This window comes from Staphylococcus equorum, from assembly GCF_001747895.1.
Classification (GTDB): domain Bacteria; phylum Bacillota; class Bacilli; order Staphylococcales; family Staphylococcaceae; genus Staphylococcus; species Staphylococcus equorum_A.
Genome location: NZ_LNNB01000020.1, coordinates 21,657 through 39,288, shown reverse-complemented (window position 1 = coordinate 39,288; position 17,632 = coordinate 21,657). Strand labels below are relative to the sequence as shown.

Sequence of the window (17,632 nt, the reverse complement as noted above, 5' to 3'; positions counted from 1 at the left end):
TACTAAGTTCATCTTAAGTAATAATAACAAATGTAAATTATAAATGACAATTCGTGATTTCGCAATCTCTATTAATAATTTATATGTTTTTCAAATACCTTAAAATCATCCGCAGACTCAATTTCAACAAAATTACTATTGATACATAACGGTTTTAATTCATTATTCTCACCATATAACGTAATTGTCAATAAACTGACATCGTCAAAATGTTTTCTAATATATGTCGAAAGTTGTCTCAAAGCACTTTCCGCAATACCATGATGTCTTTCTGCTTTATTAACCTCTACAGAAGAAATATTCATACGTTGCTCATGTTTTTCTACTGCCATAAATCCTACTTTGTTTCCATCTTTATATAAATCAATAATATGAATATTGAAAGGCACATCTTCCGTATTTGGCTTTAACTTCAATGACGATACATGGTTTGAATCTAAGTCTAAATAATATAATCTTTCTTTCCCAAGTGGCCCTTCTTCTTTAGTTGCAGTATGCATAAAACCAGCACGTTCATAAACATTCCACGCACTTTCATTTTCTGCGTCAACAACTAAATATAAGTGATTGAAATCCGGAAATAAAGATTGTACATATTGTGGCAGATACATCATCATTTTAGTACCATAACCATAACCTTGAAAATTTTGGTTAACAGATAATGATCTAACATAAATCACTTGCTTTGGTGTATCGTAACCTTCATGTTGATAATACTGATGTAAAACGAAAAATCCTACAACTTCCCCTTTTTTATTCAATGCAATGTTTGCAATTCTATCTTTATCTTGCAATGCATCTTCCAATACTTCACTCGGTAAAGATGAATAAATTTGTTGGCGCTCGTTCAATTTAAAATTATAAAGTGCATCTTTATATTTATCTTCATATACTTGAACTGTAATTCCTTCAAATTGTTTTTTAATAAACATATCTAATCCCCTATTTAAAACTTAGTAATTATTTATTAATACCACTTTCTAACTAATTATAACCTATATTCAACAGTTTAGTTTAAAAAGCAATTCATGAGCCAATTCACACCAAATTGATCTTTAACTTGACCATGCATGGCATTGAAAAATGTTTTTTCAAGTGGCATATGAGGGTCACCTGATTGACTCAAAGCTTCAAACACTTGTTGTTGTGCTTCTAAATCGTCAAAGGTCAAAATTATATTAGTATTATCATTATGCCATTCTTTTCCGTATGTACTTGATATGTGTAATATCACTGTTGTATTCACATGCAATTCTACATGTAGTCGTCGTCCATTCGTTTCGTTTAATATTTTTTCTTCTCCACCAAACGCATTTTTATAAAATTTTACAGCTTCATCAACGTCGTCTACTTTAATAAATGGGCTTAATTGCATCATAAAATAATGCTCCTTTTAATTTCATATTTGATTTTCCCCCATTTTATTATAATATTAGTTATAATGTAAATTTATTTGGGGGGAAATAGAGATGAAGATTGGCATTGATGCTGGTGGAACTCTAATTAAAATAGTTCAAGACAATAACGGGGAACGTGTATACACAACAAAATCAACAACTGAAATTGATGATGTTATCTCATGGTTAAATCAACAAGATTGTGAAAGCATTAGTTTAACCGGTGGACAAGCTGCAGTAATACAAGAACACTTGACTTGTCCTTCGCGTATTTTTGTCGAATTTGATGCGGCTGCAAAAGGTTTAGAAATACTTTTAGTAGAACAAGAGCACTTATTAGATGATTACATCTTCACTAACGTCGGTACTGGCACTTCATTACACTTTTCAGACGGTAAGCATCAACAACGAGTAGGTGGTGTTGGCGCTGGTGGCGGAATGATTCAAGGGCTTGGTTATTTATTAACTGGTATTAAAGATTATAAGCAATTAACTGACACAGCTCAAAGCGGCAATAGAGAGATTATTGATTTGAAGGTTAAACATATTTATAAAGACAGCGAACCGCCAATCTCAGGTGATCTTACAGCAGCAAACTTTGGCCATGTCCTACATAATTTGGACGCTGATTTTACAGATGCTGATAAATTAGCCTCAGTTATAGGTGTTGTCGGGGAAGTTATTACTACAATGTCTATTACCGTTGCTAGAGAAAACAATACTGAAAATGTAGCTTATATTGGCTCATCTTTTCATAATAACGATCTATTAAAAAAAGTTGTTACAGATTATACAATTCTTCGTGGATTTAAACCTTATTATATTGAACATGGTGCATTCTCTGGTGCATTAGGTGCAATTCATTTATAAATTTAAACATAAAAAAGCAGTTTCCTACTTTTTCAGTAGAAAACTGCTTTTATTAGTAATTCAAAATATTTAGGCTCAAATTCCTATTTATACTTTCAAAACAAACCATCATAATTACCATTATTCAAATAATATAAAAACAAAATACTAGCGTATTCAAACGCATTTAGAAATAATTAAAATGTAAGTTGATCAATCACTTTTTGAGCAGATACAACTGTACCTACGACCCCAGATTTTAAGTCTATCGCTACAGCTTTATCATCATCTCGTAAATTATCCAACCATTCAGCGAATACTTCCCCTTCGATTTCGATAATTTCACATTCTTCAAAGTCTTCGTCCCTTACCTTTTCAGCTCTACTTTTAATGCTCCAAACAGGCATAATTTGTGGTCTTTGATGTTCATCATCACTAATCAATATAAAATGTTTTTCTTTTTGATTAGATAAACCAAATACTGCATCCTCTTTAGAGACATCTTTTACAAATTCTTTCAATCGAATATTGTCTAAATCAGACATTAACTCATTTGTAATTTCTACAATATTAATCAATTCCCCATCAGTAGTACCAGTAGCATCAATGAGTACTTCTTCACCTTCTTCAAATAAGTTATCCATTTCGTATGTTACAAAACGGTCTATATCAATTTTCTTTATATGGCTGTAGTCAATATTAAGCTTCTTCAAAAAAGTTTCCGCTTTAGATTTTTCTGACCACGCACATACTACGTTTTTTCCCAATACTTCATGTCTAATTAATTCTTTTGATTTTGTAGCTACGTAAAAGACTTCATTGACTAAAATTTCTTGGAAAAATGAATTTTGTTTATAAGACATCATAGCACCTTCAATTCATTTATAATATTTACCTATACTTAAAATATAAATGACTCTTATACTCTAGTCAATTAACGTCTAATGCAATTCACTAGAGATATTCATTATATTTGTGAGTAGTTGTTCTAATTTGATTCTAAATCTTTTAAAAATTGCTGCTCCATTTTTTCTACACTTGCTTTATTTTCCCCATGCCATATGCAACCAAACCTTGATTTAACAACTTCATTATCAAACCAATCTCCATCATAATAAGATAACGGGAATAATACACCTTTATTAACATATTTCATAATTGTGTTGAAAAATTTTGAATTATCTACATGTGACAAATAACTATAAAATTTATGATACCCTTCTTGAAGAAACGGTTCTAGCAACAACATACTTGTTGAGCCATTTTGTCTAAAATTCAAATCTATCGCAAAAATATCACCATTGCTATCTACCAAAAGGTCAAAACCAGCTATTCCAAAATATCCTTTCGACACACCGACTTCCATAATCTCTTTCCCTGCTTGAATTACAGCGTCAGGCACATCTTGTACATTTTCGTTTCCATTATAATGTCCATATTCATTGGTTAACTGTTCAGAAGTACCAATATAACGCACACCAGTATACTTTGAATATGCATATTGAACACAATAATTTGCAACTGCTTCAACTTTTTGTTCGATAATCATCGTATCAGTTTCTTTTTTAGCATTTTCAATGCGCAACTTTGCTTGTTCTAAATCAGCGTCATTATAACAAATCATCACACCATATCCACCCGCTGTTGGTAGGTCGTCTCCAGGTTTCAATACAAATGGATACTCCCATTTTGCTACAGCTTCTACAAAATTATCTATATCAACAACTTCTCTTGTAGGTAGATATTTATGGTTTGTCCATTCTGGTATACGTGCTTTATTATTTAAAGCTACAAAAATATCCTTATCTAAGGCATAATACTTTTTATTCAAAATATCTTCACCATGAATGTATTGAAAATAAACTTTTTTATAATCATGCGCCAAATCTTGTATCAATTGTTCATAGCTACTTTGATCTTCAAACTTAAGAATATTTGTTGGCATACCTTTACCAATTGCTTCAAATAGCATTTTTAATTTATCCGTTACGCTTGCTTCATGTACGATTACAGGCATCTCATTAGCAATAATCAGCTCTCTACCAGTCAAAAAATTAGATTGATGTACTTCGGGTTCCAACCAAGGATTTGATATATAAGATGGTCTAGAAGTATAAACAATATGTGAATCGTAAAGATCACTAAGTGTTAATGTAGGTCTTAGAGAGCTTTGATTTGTCATTTTTTGTGCCCCTTTGTATATTGATATTGTTCGATGATTTCTTCAAACAATGGCTTGTTTTCTATGAGTTCTTGCCCCATTAAAGCGAGGATTTTGGCACCTCTAATTAATGCTTGATCACCATGGGTACTACCTGCTGCTTCACGGAAACGATGTGTATGACCAACTAAATTTCGTGAACCAATTTTGATATGAGGATGAATCGTTGGTATACAATGACTGACATTACCAGTATCCGTGGAACCATATCCAAAATCATCATCTATAACTGCTTCACCCATTTCAGTGGCATATTTCGCAAATAAGTCATCTAATTTAGAAGTTTTAATAAATTCATTGACTCCATTTTGTATTGGTCCAAATTCAAAGTCACAATCTGTTTGTAGCGCTGCGCCTTTTGCTATCTGTCCAACACGTTCAGTCAAAACATCTAGCTCTTTTCGAGACGTAGCCCTCGTATAAAAACGTGCATGTGTAAAATCAGGTATAATATTCGCTGCTTTACCACCATCTAGTATCACACCATGCACACGTTGGCGGCTTTTGATGTGTTGTCTTAATTGCGCTATCCCATTGAAATAAGAAATCATCGCATCTAAAGCATTTCTTGCTTCATCTGCATTTTCAGATGCATGTGTACTTTTACCATAAAATTTTATATCTAAAACATCGACTGCTAATGTATCTATCGTTCGATATGTCTCATTCCCAGGATGGACCATGAGCGCAATGTCCAACTCATCTATAACACCTGCTTTAACATAAGTCGCTTTAGCACTGCCGTTTTCACCGCCTTCTTCTGCCGGACAACCTAAGACGATAATTTTACCACCAATCTTATCAATCACTTGTTTCAAAGCAGCACCCGCTAGTACACTGGCAGTGCCAATAATATTGTGACCACAAGCATGTCCTAAGCCTGGCAAAGCATCATATTCTGCTAAAAATCCAATTGTCGGCCCTTCTATACCTGAGTCGTATCGTGCAATAAATCCTGTTGCATGACCTGCTATATCGGTTTCTACTTCAAAATCATGCGCTATTAAATCTTCAATCAAAGTTCTCGAAGCAAAAATCTCTTCATTTCCTAATTCTGGTCTTTGATGTATCTGATGACTCATTTCTAAGTATTTATGATTTTCATTTTCTATATAATCTAAAATAATTTGTTTTTTCTCCATCGTTTGCACTCTACCTCCTGAATTACCAAAACACTATCAACTTCCAAACGCTATGCATTAAGTAATTTTATAGATAACACCACATATCATGCTAAATATTTATATCGTGTTTAATTATTATTTATTCTATCGGGTTTGTCGTCTTCTGTCATTCCTTTTCTGAATTTTAAAATAAATTAGTATTTACCACTTTATATTTATACCCGTTTCAGAAATTGTAAATACATTGCGGTCTTGTTACAATTAACTTACTTATAATATTAGGAGGATATGACATGCCAAAAATGAACGTTGAAAGCTTCAATTTAGATCATACGATAGTATCTGCACCATTTGTCAGACTAGCTGGTAAAATGGAAGGCGCTAACGGTGATGTTATTCATAAATATGATATCCGTTTCAAACAACCGAACAAAGAGCATATGGAGATGCCTGGTTTACACTCCCTAGAACATTTGATGGCCGAGAATATCAGAAATCATTCAGATAAAGTAGTTGATATTAGCCCAATGGGTTGTCAAACTGGCTTCTATGTTTCATTCATTAACCATGATGATTATGAAGATGTCTTAAACATCATCGAACAGACAATCAATGATGTATTAAACGCTACAGAAGTACCTGCTTGTAACGAAGTACAATGTGGCTGGGCAGCAAGTCACTCTCTTGAAGGCGCTAAAGAAATTGCACAAACTTTCTTAGATCAAAAATCAGTATGGCAAGATGTATACGGAGAAAACAAATAATCATACTATCCTATAATTAACTTAAGATAACTGTGAGTTCATTTATTCCAAACTTAACTATGTTGCATAAAAAAGTGGCTGTTAGATTTCCAATAAGGATACTAACAGCCACTTTCTTTATTTAACCTATTATAGCTTACTAATCATTTTTATCATGATAAATTGTAATGGTAAACGGCCATACAAAGCCCATTTAGGTAATTGCTTACCAGCTAGCGGTAAATTTTTACGTGCCATATAAATATTAGCTGGGAATACAGCCCATAAAAAAGCATTTATCGTTTTTTTCAAACATGTTGAAGGCTGCTTGATTAATAATAATAAACCAAACACGATTTCAAACACACCTGTGATTAAAACTGCAGCTTTTCTAAATGGTAAATATTCAGGTACAATATTTCTAAAATTTTCTTCATCTTTAAAATGAAGCACGCCAGCTACGCTAAAACCAATGCCAAATAAAATTCTAATTATTTTCTTCATTACTCAATGCCCATTTCTTTTAAATAGCTTCTTCCGTACTCTGGTAATTTCACATTAAAATTATCAGCAATCGTTGCACCTAGCGAACTAAATGTAGTATCTACCGATAATTCATGATATTCACCAATTTTCGGACTAAACATTAAAACTGGGATGTACTCTCTTGTATGATCTGTACCTTCAGCAGTTGGATCATTACCATGATCAGCAGTGATAATGACTAAATCATCTTCTTGTAAATGCTCCATAAGTTCCGGTAAACGCTCATCAAAATCTTTAATTGCTTGTGCATAACCTGCTTTATCGCGACGATGTCCGTATAAGGCATCAAAATCCACAAGATTTAAAAAGCTTAGTCCATTAAAATCACGTTGTACTGTTTCTATTAATTTGTCCATACCGTCCATATTATCTTTTGTACGAACCGCTTCAGTCACACCTTCACCATCGAAAATGTCATTTATTTTTCCTAAAGCAATAACATCATAGCCGCCATCTTGTAATTCATTCATAACTGTTCTACCAAAAGGTTTTAAAGCATAGTCGTGTCTATTAGATGTTCTTGTAAAGGAACCTGGTTCACCAAGATAAGGTCTGGCAATAATTCTACCAATTAAATATTTTGGATCTTTAGTCAATTCTCTTACTTTTTCACAGATATCATAAAGTTCTTCTAACGGAATAATATCCTCATGTGCTGCAATTTGGAGTACTGGATCAGCTGAAGTGTAGACAATTAAGTCTCCAGTCTTCATTTGATGTTCTCCCCATTCATCTATAATTTGCGTTCCAGAAGCAGGACGATTAGCCACTACTTTGCGACCTGTTATAGACTCAATTTCATCTATCAATTCTTTAGGGAAACCTTCAGGATATACTTTAAAAGGTTGCATGATATTTAAGCCCATAATCTCCCAATGCCCTGTCATGGTATCTTTACCTACTGAAGCTTCACTCATTTTAGTGTAAAATGCTTGTGGTTTTGCTTCTTTTTCAATTACAGGTAATGGTTCAATATTACCTAAACCTAACTTTTGAAGATTAGGTAATGACTGATTAAAATCTTCTAATGTGTGTTTTAATGTATGACTGCCTTCATCGTTAAAAGCTTTTGCATCAGGACCTTCCCCTATGCCTACTGAGTCCATCACAATTAAGTGTACTCGTTTAAATGGTGTAGTCATTGTCTCAACTCCTATTCAGTAATAATTTTATGGATCAATGTTGGTTCTGCACCTTGTTCACTTACTGTGATACTTTCGTTCAATTTCTCTATTACATCATCAACGTTTTCGCGATTACTGTGTATTGTTAATAGTGGTTCGCCTTCATCGACTCTGTCTCCTACTTTTTTATGCAGTACAAGACCAACACTTAAATCAATATCATCATCTTTTGTTTGTCTACCTGCGCCTAACATCATCGAGGCAACACCCATTTCATTCGCAACAATTTCAGTCACGAAACCTGATGATTTTGCTGGCAATTCTATTTGGTATTTAGCTTGTGGTAATTTTGATACGTCGTCTACTACTGAGCCATCTCCATCTTGATTCTCTAAAAATGTTCTGAAACTTTCTAAAGCAGAACCATCTTGTATTGCTGTTTCTAATAATGCACGTGCTTCTTCTAAATCTTTTGCTTTGCCGCCCACTACAACCATTTGTGAACCTAAAGTCATTACAAGTTCGGTTAAGTCTTCAGGACCTTTACCTTGTAATGTTTCAATTGCTTCTTTTACTTCTAAGGCATTACCTATAGCGTGTCCTAAAGGTTGACCCATATCTGAAATAATAGCCATTGTATTTCTACCTACATTATTACCGATGCTTACCATAGCATGTGCTAAAGCTTCAGCATCTTCAAGCGTCTTCATAAATGCGCCATTACCTGTCTTAACATCAAGTACAATTGCATCAGCACCTGCTGCAATTTTTTTACTCATAATTGATGAAGCGATAAGTGGAATAGAATTGACGGTACCAGTAACATCACGAAGACCATATAATTTTTTATCTGCTGGTGTTAAGTTACCAGTTTGTCCAATGACAGCAACTTTTGCTTCATTAACTAACTTAACGAATTTTTCTTCACTGATTTCAACATGGAAACCTTCAACTGATTCTAATTTATCAATCGTTCCGCCTGTATGGCCTAGTCCTCTCCCGCTCATTTTAGCTACAGGTACACCTACAGCTGCAACTAAAGGTGCAAGTACTAATGTAGTTGTATCTCCAACTCCACCAGTAGAATGCTTATCCACTTTAGTACCGTGAATATCTGATAAATCAATAACATCACCTGAATTAACCATTGCCATAGTTAACGCAGCTCTCTCTTCATCATTCATATCTTGAAAGAATACAGCCATCGCTAAACTAGAAGCTTGATAATCCGGTATATCACCATTTGTATAACCAGTTATAAAAAATTCAATTTCCTCTTTTGTAAGTACTTGTCCGTCACGCTTTTTTTCAATAATATCTACCATTCTCATATGAGTTGGCCTCCCCTGTTTGTCTATCATACAAACTTAATAGTTTATCCCTTTTTTGCATACTAACTATTCTAGTAGTCAGAATCGCTTTCTAAACCTTGAATAATTTGAACGCCTGCACTCGCACCAATACGTGTTGCACCAGCTTCAAGCATTTTGTTGAAATCTTCAAGGTTTCTCACGCCACCAGAAGCTTTCACTTCTAAGTCATCTCCAACAGTATCTTTCATTAATTTCACGTCTTCTGGAGTGGCACCGCCACCAGCAAAGCCTGTTGACGTTTTAACGAAGTTAGCGCCTGCTGCTTTACTTAGTTCACTTGCTTTAACTTTTTCTTCGTCTGTTAATAGACATGTTTCAATAATTACTTTAACTGTTTTACCATTCGCAGCGCCAACAACGCCTTCAATGTCTTTTTGTACGTCTTCATAACGTCCATCTTTTAGGGCACCAACATTGATAACCATATCAAGTTCTGAAGCACCGTTTTTCACAGCGTCTTCAACTTCAAACATTTTCGTTTCTGTAGTAGACGCGCCTAAAGGGAATCCAATTACTGTACAAACTAATACTTCTGTATCTTTAAGTTTTTCAGCTGCATATTTTACATGTGTAGGATTAAGACACACTGATTTAAAATTGAATTCTCTAGCTTCCTCGATAATTTTGTCGATTTGAGTTCTAGTCGACTCCGGTTTAAGTAATGTATGATCTATATATTTTGCATAATTCATATTAAATCCTCCTAATTTTTGTTTACAATAAACATTCATTTCACTTATTATTATAAAGCAAAATTGAATATATATCTTTATAAACACTCTCTTATTAGCTATATTACAAAAATTCGCAAAAATAATAAACAAATGTTATCTTTAAATTGATAAAAGAACATAAAGGAGAAGATGATTATGACAAAATCTACACCTCATATTCAACCCAATGGAACTAAAATTGCAAAAACAGTATTAATGCCGGGAGATCCGCTTCGAGCAAAATACATAGCTGACAACTATTTAGAAAACGTTGAACAATTCAACGAAGTTAGAAATATGTTTGGATATACTGGTACTTATAACGGGAAAGAAGTATCAGTAATGGGATCAGGCATGGGCGTACCTAGTATTGGAATTTATTCTTATGAGCTTTATAATTTCTTTGATGTTGAAACAATTATCCGTATTGGATCTTGTGGTGCATTACAAGAAAACGTTAACCTTTACGATATAATTATTGCTCAAGGCGCTTCTACAAACTCTAGTTATGTAGAACAATATAATATTCCAGGTCATTACGCACCATTAGCTGATTTCGATTTAGTTTTAAAAGCAAAACAAAAAGCAGATGAAATTGGGGCAACTACACATGTAGGGAACATATTATCATCTGATACATTCTATAATGCTGATCCAACGTTTAATGAAAGATGGCAACGTATGGGCATCTTAGGTATAGAAATGGAATCTGCTGCATTATATTTAAATGCAACTTACGCTGGTAAAAAAGCGTTAGGTATATTTACAGTGAGTGATCATATATTACGCGATGAAGCAACTACAGCTGAAGAACGTCAAAATTCTTTCACACAAATGATGGAAGTCGCACTCGAAATGGCTGAGTAATTGATATTTCAAATCATTATTTAAATAAAACAGGTCCTCCAAAACATACGTTGTTTTGGAGGACCTGTTTTTTAATGAAAAAATTGATAAACATAAAAATTTCGAATAAATAATAAATAGATTCACTGTGATAGTAATTATATGCATAGCCTTTATATAATTGTACAGATTATTTAAATAGAAAAAGAGCGAAAAAAATCAAAATTTGATTTCTTATTTCCGCTCTCATTATACTGACTGGATACAGACAGCTACTATGCAATCCACTAAAAACAACAGATTACTGCTTTTAATCTGAGTATAGGCCAGTTATACACTAGCCTATTGCTCAATCAAAATATAATATTCATTCATATATGTGACTGAATTCTCTTATTTACCTAAATAAGATTTTAACATCCAGTTATGTTTATCTATATTTGTTTTCATACCGATGAACATATCTTCTGTTACATCATCTTCTGCAGCTGATGCAACTTCAATTGCTTCTTCTAATTGTTTTGTAATATTTTCAAAGTCTTTAGATAGTTCTTCTACCATTTCTTCAGCTTTATAGCCTTTACCAGCTTCATCAATGATTGCAAGGTCTAAACTTTCTTTTAATGTTGCAACTGGATTTCCACCTGCTGCTAAAATACGTTCAGCTAAGTCATCGATATATTGACTTGCTTCATCATACAATTCTTCAAATTTAGTGTGTAGTGAGAAGAAATTAGGTCCTTTTACATACCAATGAAAATTGTGTAATTTAGTAAATGCTACTGTCCAGTTTGCTACTTGTTCATTTAATACTTTTACTACGTCTTTATTACTGTTTGTCATGCTAAAACCTCTCCTTTAAGTTTAATTATCATTATAAAATGACTACTCGAGTTCTTGATTACATTTATTATTATATAATAATAATTACAATCTGTAAAGCAATTTCGCTACCTAAATTAGAATTATTTTAATCTAGGTCATCATTTCATAACCTTACTATATTATACCCAAATTAATGGGGGTTAATCTAGTTCTTTTCTGTATGGCATTGCACCTTGAGCACCTAATCCAGTTACAGAAAAACTACCTGCTAAATTAGCAAAATCAACAGCTTCTTCTAAAGGTTTATTTTCAATTAGTGCAACAGCTAAAGCACCATTGAAGGTGTCACCAGCACCTGTAGTATCAACAACTTTCTTTTTATAACCTTTGACAAGCTGTTGAGAATCATTGTAAAACATAGCACCTGCTGCGCCTTTAGTTACAATAAGCTTACGCGGGTATGCTTTCAGTGCTTCATCTACTCCGTTTTCAAATAGTAGTTCACTTTCTGATTCATTTGGCGTAATCCAAGTCACTTTATCTATGATGTCTTTATCAATATTACGATATGGTGCTGGGTTTAATATTATTTTCATATCATGCTTCACAGCATAGTCTGTCACTTCTTTAATCGTTTGTTCTGGTATTTCATGTTGCATCAAAATAATATCTCCTGCACCAAAGTGTTCGAGTTTTGGCAACACTTTTTCAGGCGTTACATGATTATTAGCAGCAGGCACAACGATGATTCGATTATCATCTTCAAACAGTGTAATATGCGCTGTTCCAGAAGTTTCATTTTCAATTTTGTCCATAAAACTTGTATCTACATTGTTTTGTTCTAAGTTTTGAATAATCTGTTTACCATTATCATCATCACCTACAGCGCCTATCATGTAGACCTTATTACTCAAACGGGCTGCTGCAACAGCCTGATTAGCACCTTTGCCGCCTGTAGTTGTAAAAAATGAATTACCCATAACTGTTTCACCTGCTTGTGGTAAAACGTCTGTTTTCACTACTAAATCAATTGATGAACTACCTATTACAACAATGTTCTCCATATTTGCTTCCTCCGTCTATTCATTCAATAAAAAATGATTGCTCATAAGCATTAGGCTGATGCCAATGCGTTTTCCACATTTTATCTCTATTATCAGCAAACAATTGATATCCTAAATCTCTAAGTGGTTTAGGCGTCAAATGTAGCAATATACCGATCCATTTATAATTTGTCAGTGTTGTGATTAGTGTTGTGATTGCATCAGATTTATATTCGAAATGATTCCCTTCTTGCAATATAACACTGTCATATTGTTTCGTTTCAGGATAATTTTCAAATAAATTTTGTGCTGTTTCACCTTGTAATTCAGCAAATTGATAACGTCTTGATAAACCATTTTGTATTAACCAAATTGCATAATTATAACAATATACACAATTGGCATCATAATATATTATTGGCATATACTTCACCCCTAACAGTAAAATATTTTATTGTCACTTCATAAGTGAATATGATTTCTCCACACTATTATTATATCCTAAAATTATAAAATTAAATCATTATATCACTCGTTCTACAATTTGATTGTCATTTATACTCTAATTATAACCGATGTGGACATTTTAAACTAAATTGGACTAACACTTAAAAACTCCAAGAATTTTAAAAGAGCACCAATCCATTAATCAAACGTAATGAATTGATGCTTATATTTTAAGCTATGGGCACGCCCATCGCTTTTGTTATATTATTTACTTTAAATACACTATGAGTTAAAGATAGATTAATCTTGATTTACTTTCACGATTCTTGTGTATTTCAAAAATTGCTCAGTATATTTTTGCTTAATTTCATTTAAGTCATCATATGTGATACCCACAATATGCCAATTTGGATTAAAATGATAAAATGAATCTTTTTTTCTAGACCATTTAACCATACTACCGTCTCTATTATAGCGTGGTAATGTTATTTCATAACCTTCTAGCACATTGATATATGTTTGGAAGATATCTGGATCAATGCGATTAAAGTTATCTATAACAAGATAGCTTTTATCTGTACGTGGCATGAGATTCGTTATGAATCCTTCTCTATAGTACAGTGCACCTGTTTCATTTGGTAAATATTTACCATACAGCATATCTTCGGAAAAGTCAGGATGACCAGAAGTTATAACTGGTTTCGCGTTTGTTTTTTGTAATAAATCTTCAGCTGCCTTTAAGCCTTCTCCTTTATCAACTACGAGTAAGATAAACGGCTTTAAATCTTCAGTATGTTCATCAATCATCTGTCCACTTTTAACAGTTTCAAATTGTGATTTCATACCATCATTTTCACTTATTTCACGAATCGCATCGAATTGTGTTTTTGACATGCTAGCAATAGCTTGTTTTGCGTTTTCTTGAAGATAATATAAATTTTTTAATTTAGGATGTTTGTTTAATGTACCCAATGAGACAGGGTCAATTTCTTTTTCAAAATAGACCTCAATTGCAGTACTGTTTGTTCTTCCAGGTATAGGTGCTTTTTCATGTATATGCTTGCTGACTTCTCCTACACCAATGACGGACTGATCTCTATTTTTATTATAAAAAATAAGTTGATCACCTATTTCAAGTTGCGTGTAAAAATGATAACCATTTCGTTTAATCCCGTTATATGTGTGCGTATATATTGTATTGTATGATTCAGGTTCAAACTCTTGTTCTTCAGATATAAAAAAGTATCGAGGAATTTTGGTTTCTCCTTTACCTAAACTAACAATTAACTCAAATTCATCTTGTGTCATTTGATTAAATAAAGTTTCTTTCATATTTCTCATTCTAAATTCTAATTGTTCGCTTCTTTTCAAATAATCCGCAGTTAATGGTTTAAGCTGTTCTTGTAATTGAAAATGAACACGAATTTTATTTTGAGCACCTGTTTGTACACTTGTAATTTCACCAAAACCTAATAAACCAGTATCCATCTGTACTTGATAAAAGATAACACGGTCTCCTACTTTAGCTTGTTTAAATGATCGGAAACCTTGTGAAGGATTAAATTGTGCACCTGATTCAAATAATGTCGTTTGACCTACTAATAGTTCATTATGGTTCCAGCGATTATATCCGCAGTTTAACCAAAAATAACTTGTTTCCTCTGCCATTTAGATACTCCTTATCTCATATAAAAATTCTACCTTACCTATTATATGCAAAAAATTCTTTCTGAACAAACATTACAATAAGTTTATTAACTTCATCGTAATTAAACTTGAAATAATGACGACAATCCATGTTACTAGCCCAAGCATTACTGGTTTCATACCTGCTTGTTTAAATTGTTTAAAATCAACACTTAATCCAATGCCAGCCATTGCCATTGTAATTAAAAACAATGAAATTTGTTGGAATACATGTATCACTGTAGGTGAAAAATTAAAAATAGTACTGATTAAAGATGCTAAGATAAACCATACAATAAACCATGGAAATATTTTAGCGATAGATGTATCAGTTTGTTTCGCTTTTTCTTTGCGTATCGTTCTATATGTAAAAAAGAGTACCACTGGTATAATCATCAACGTACGCGTTAACTTTACAACTGCGCCTGTTTCTAAGGCCGTATTGCCATAGTTTGAAGTTGCAGCAATCACACTTGAAGTATCATTAATAGCTGTACCTCCAAAATATCCAAATGCAGTTTGCCCCATATTTAATACGTGACCTAATGGTGGAAATATAAATACTGCTATTAAATTGAACAAAAATATCGTAGAAATAGCGAATGCTACTTCACTTTCTTTCGCTTTAATTACTGGACTTGTTGCAGCAATTGCTGATCCACCACATATAGCTGTTCCAACCCCTATTAAAATACTTAGATGTTCATTAATTTTAAATAACTTCATTAACAAGAACACAGTTATAAAGGCAGCAAGTAAAGTAATGATAATGATTGGTAAAGATTTCCATCCAATTGCTCCAATAGATTGAAAGCTCAATGTAAAACCAAGCACGATAATACTGTAATGCAAAATCTTTTTGCTACTATACTTAATACCAGCTTCATATTTTTTGGGAATTAAAATTATATTATTGATAATAATTCCTATAATAATAGCAAAAATTGCACCGCCAATGACTGGAAATTCACTTCCTAATATTGTTGCAACCATTGCAATTACCAAGGTCATCATGATACCTCGCACATTGTGCACACTTGCCACCTCCTAATTTAGTTCCATTTTAGCATATTTCTTTTAACATAAAACTGGAAAAACAAATATTATATTTTATAATGTTTATTTAAATATTTTTAGCTAAATTTTCACAGCCACAAAAACAACTAATCATAAGATGCTTCTTAAAGTATATTTCAAAATAATTTTAAAATGTTTATACTTTTCATAAAATTACACAAAAAAAGTATCTTCTACAATAATGTAAAGATACTGAACTTACTGGTTATTGCGCTACTGCAAACGCAGCCATAATCGGCATGATATTAATCATAACCCCGCCAAGCTTTAATAATCCGCTTATCTCTTTATTAGGAATCGTAATCAATGCTGAAATTATCCCAATTACCCCTATAATTACTGGAAATGTCATAGAAGGAAAAATTGGTAGTTTTAAAAATATGCCTGCACCTGCTAACATTCCACAAACTAATGAGATATACAAAAATTTATACATTTCAAAACACTCCATTTTTTCTATAAGTAGCTTACTATTAGTTCGTAGTCTCCTTCAAATATCGTATCTAAGTCGTCTGAAGTTAGAATAAAGTTTTGTCCGTGATTTAAATCATAGACTTCACCATCAATAATCACTTGTCCTTCACCTTTGAGTACTGATACGAGAACAAACTCTCTCGGTTTCATATAATTTAGTGTGCCTGAAATTTGCCATTTCACAATTGTGAAAAAATCGTTAGATACGAGTTGTGTACGTTTGTGATTTTCTATGATTTCAGTATCTGTAGAAATGTTTATATTTTCATTGGCTATTTCAATGACGTCTTTAGCTTTTCCTTGGTCAAGTTCGCGTTTATTACCTGAGTCATGTTCACGATCAAAATCATACACGCGATACGTTACATCTGATGATTGCATCGTTTCATACACAAGAATTCCTGCACCTATGGAATGGATTGTACCTGCAGGAATAAAATAAAATTCTCCTGGTTTAACTTTAACTTTATTAAATAATCCATTATACGCTTCGTCATTTAATTTATCTATGGCCAGCTCTTTCGTCTCTGCAGAAAGTCCATAGATAATTTCTGAATCTTCTTTAGCGTCGATGATGTACCAACACTCAGACTTTCCATATTGACCATTCTCTTTTTCATAAGCATATGCATCATCTGGATGAACATGTACTGACAATGCTTCTTTAGCATCGACAATTTTAGTCATTAACGGGAATTCCTTACTTGGAAAATCGCCAAACAATTCTCTGTGGTTATTCCATACTTGGTCTAAAGTCTGACCTTGGTAGGGTCCATTTAATATCTCACATTTGCCATTTGGGTGCGCTGATATCCCCCATGCTTCTCCAATACAATCGCTTGGTAGATCATATCCTAATTCTTTTAATCTATTGCCACCCCATATTTTTTCATGGAAAATTGGTTTTAAAAATAATGGCATGAATCACACCTCCAAATTCTTAAGTTGCTTCATTTAAATTTTAAGTCTTTCTATATAAAATACTTTCAACGGAAATTTTTATGTATAGTTTTGTATTTTTTATTTGAACTATAAAGATTGTATCATATAACGATGCGCGTTATAAACGACTAATTCAGCGTTCAACGATACTAAAATCACTTGTTATTATATCAACTTTTTATAAAGCATAATAGATTATTTT

General features: G+C 32.9%; 19 protein-coding genes. 3 read left to right on the top strand and 16 right to left on the bottom strand.

Features of this window, described 5'->3' with window-relative positions; genetic code table 11:
- Nucleotides 1-71 precede the first annotated feature (71 nt).
- Complete coding sequence (locus AST02_RS10080; RefSeq protein WP_069817674.1) at nucleotides 72-932, bottom strand: GNAT family N-acetyltransferase; 861 nt, start codon at nucleotides 930-932, stop codon at nucleotides 72-74.
- A 77-nt stretch (nucleotides 933-1,009) separates the two neighbouring features.
- Entirely contained in the window at nucleotides 1,010-1,378 is a 369-nt protein-coding gene (locus AST02_RS10075; protein ID WP_069817673.1) for a VOC family protein, read from the bottom strand.
- Nucleotides 1,379-1,469: 91 nt separating this feature from the next.
- Between AST02_RS10075 and coaW the strand changes: the two genes are divergently transcribed.
- On the top strand, nucleotides 1,470-2,267 hold the full coding sequence (coaW, locus tag AST02_RS10070) for a type II pantothenate kinase (RefSeq protein WP_069817672.1): 798 nt from the start codon (nucleotides 1,470-1,472) through the stop codon (nucleotides 2,265-2,267).
- A 176-nt stretch (nucleotides 2,268-2,443) separates the two neighbouring features.
- On the opposite strand, the gene AST02_RS10065 is transcribed toward coaW, so the two are convergent.
- The 3 genes from AST02_RS10065 to AST02_RS10055 form a co-directional block, all read right to left on the bottom strand.
- Nucleotides 2,444-3,109, bottom strand: coding sequence for a DUF2750 domain-containing protein (locus AST02_RS10065; RefSeq protein ID WP_046466156.1), 666 nt, complete (start codon nucleotides 3,107-3,109; stop codon nucleotides 2,444-2,446).
- Nucleotides 3,110-3,234: 125 nt separating this feature from the next.
- A complete protein-coding gene (gene ldmS / locus AST02_RS10060) occupies nucleotides 3,235-4,428 on the bottom strand; it encodes an L-aspartate--L-methionine ligase LdmS (protein WP_046466157.1) in 1,194 nt (397 codons plus the stop codon).
- Nucleotides 4,425-5,609: a M20 family metallopeptidase gene (locus AST02_RS10055; protein WP_069817704.1), complete on the bottom strand. Its 1,185-nt coding sequence runs from the start codon at nucleotides 5,607-5,609 to the stop codon at nucleotides 4,425-4,427. The genes ldmS and AST02_RS10055 overlap by 4 nt, the downstream gene beginning before the upstream one ends.
- Before the next feature lie 275 nt (nucleotides 5,610-5,884).
- Here AST02_RS10055 and AST02_RS10050 point away from each other — a divergent pair, with 275 nt between their 5' ends.
- The gene (locus AST02_RS10050; protein ID WP_002507050.1) at nucleotides 5,885-6,355 is read left to right on the top strand and encodes an S-ribosylhomocysteine lyase; all 471 of its coding nucleotides are present in this window, start codon (nucleotides 5,885-5,887) and stop codon (nucleotides 6,353-6,355) included.
- Between the two features lie 129 nt (nucleotides 6,356-6,484).
- Here AST02_RS10050 and AST02_RS10045 read toward each other — a convergent pair whose 3' ends face one another.
- The 4 genes from AST02_RS10045 to deoC form a co-directional block, all read right to left on the bottom strand.
- Nucleotides 6,485-6,838: a DoxX family protein gene (locus tag AST02_RS10045; protein ID WP_002507049.1), complete on the bottom strand. Its 354-nt coding sequence runs from the start codon at nucleotides 6,836-6,838 to the stop codon at nucleotides 6,485-6,487.
- The gene (gene deoB / locus AST02_RS10040) at nucleotides 6,838-8,022 is read right to left on the bottom strand and encodes a phosphopentomutase (protein WP_069817671.1); all 1,185 of its coding nucleotides are present in this window, start codon (nucleotides 8,020-8,022) and stop codon (nucleotides 6,838-6,840) included. The genes AST02_RS10045 and deoB overlap by 1 nt, the downstream gene beginning before the upstream one ends.
- A gap of 11 nt (nucleotides 8,023-8,033) precedes the next feature.
- A complete protein-coding gene (locus tag AST02_RS10035; RefSeq protein WP_069817670.1) occupies nucleotides 8,034-9,335 on the bottom strand; it encodes a pyrimidine-nucleoside phosphorylase in 1,302 nt (433 codons plus the stop codon).
- A 71-nt stretch (nucleotides 9,336-9,406) separates the two neighbouring features.
- Entirely contained in the window at nucleotides 9,407-10,069 is a 663-nt protein-coding gene (deoC, locus tag AST02_RS10030) for a deoxyribose-phosphate aldolase (RefSeq protein ID WP_046466162.1), read from the bottom strand.
- Between the two features lie 177 nt (nucleotides 10,070-10,246).
- Here deoC and deoD point away from each other — a divergent pair, with 177 nt between their 5' ends.
- Nucleotides 10,247-10,957, top strand: coding sequence for a purine-nucleoside phosphorylase (gene deoD / locus AST02_RS10025; protein ID WP_002507045.1), 711 nt, complete (start codon nucleotides 10,247-10,249; stop codon nucleotides 10,955-10,957).
- 372 nt (nucleotides 10,958-11,329) lie between these two features.
- Here the strand turns inward: deoD and AST02_RS10020 are convergent, their stop codons facing one another.
- From AST02_RS10020 to AST02_RS09990, 7 genes are all read right to left on the bottom strand, one after another.
- On the bottom strand, nucleotides 11,330-11,779 hold the full coding sequence (locus tag AST02_RS10020) for a Dps family protein (protein ID WP_046466163.1): 450 nt from the start codon (nucleotides 11,777-11,779) through the stop codon (nucleotides 11,330-11,332).
- 182 nt (nucleotides 11,780-11,961) lie between these two features.
- Nucleotides 11,962-12,825 (bottom strand): ribokinase, encoded by an 864-nt coding sequence (rbsK, locus tag AST02_RS10015; RefSeq protein ID WP_069817669.1) that lies wholly within the window; start codon nucleotides 12,823-12,825, stop codon nucleotides 11,962-11,964.
- A 19-nt stretch (nucleotides 12,826-12,844) separates the two neighbouring features.
- A complete protein-coding gene (locus tag AST02_RS10010) occupies nucleotides 12,845-13,228 on the bottom strand; it encodes a thiol-disulfide oxidoreductase DCC family protein (RefSeq protein WP_069817668.1) in 384 nt (127 codons plus the stop codon).
- 323 nt (nucleotides 13,229-13,551) lie between these two features.
- Nucleotides 13,552-14,919 (bottom strand): EVE domain-containing protein, encoded by a 1,368-nt coding sequence (locus AST02_RS10005; protein ID WP_046466166.1) that lies wholly within the window; start codon nucleotides 14,917-14,919, stop codon nucleotides 13,552-13,554.
- 72 nt (nucleotides 14,920-14,991) lie between these two features.
- On the bottom strand, nucleotides 14,992-15,972 hold the full coding sequence (locus AST02_RS10000) for a YeiH family protein (protein ID WP_141714412.1): 981 nt from the start codon (nucleotides 15,970-15,972) through the stop codon (nucleotides 14,992-14,994).
- A 247-nt stretch (nucleotides 15,973-16,219) separates the two neighbouring features.
- On the bottom strand, nucleotides 16,220-16,450 hold the full coding sequence (locus AST02_RS09995) for a hypothetical protein (RefSeq protein ID WP_046466167.1): 231 nt from the start codon (nucleotides 16,448-16,450) through the stop codon (nucleotides 16,220-16,222).
- A gap of 20 nt (nucleotides 16,451-16,470) precedes the next feature.
- Entirely contained in the window at nucleotides 16,471-17,409 is a 939-nt protein-coding gene (locus AST02_RS09990) for a type I phosphomannose isomerase catalytic subunit (protein WP_046466168.1), read from the bottom strand.
- Between the last annotated feature and the right edge of the window lie 223 nt (nucleotides 17,410-17,632).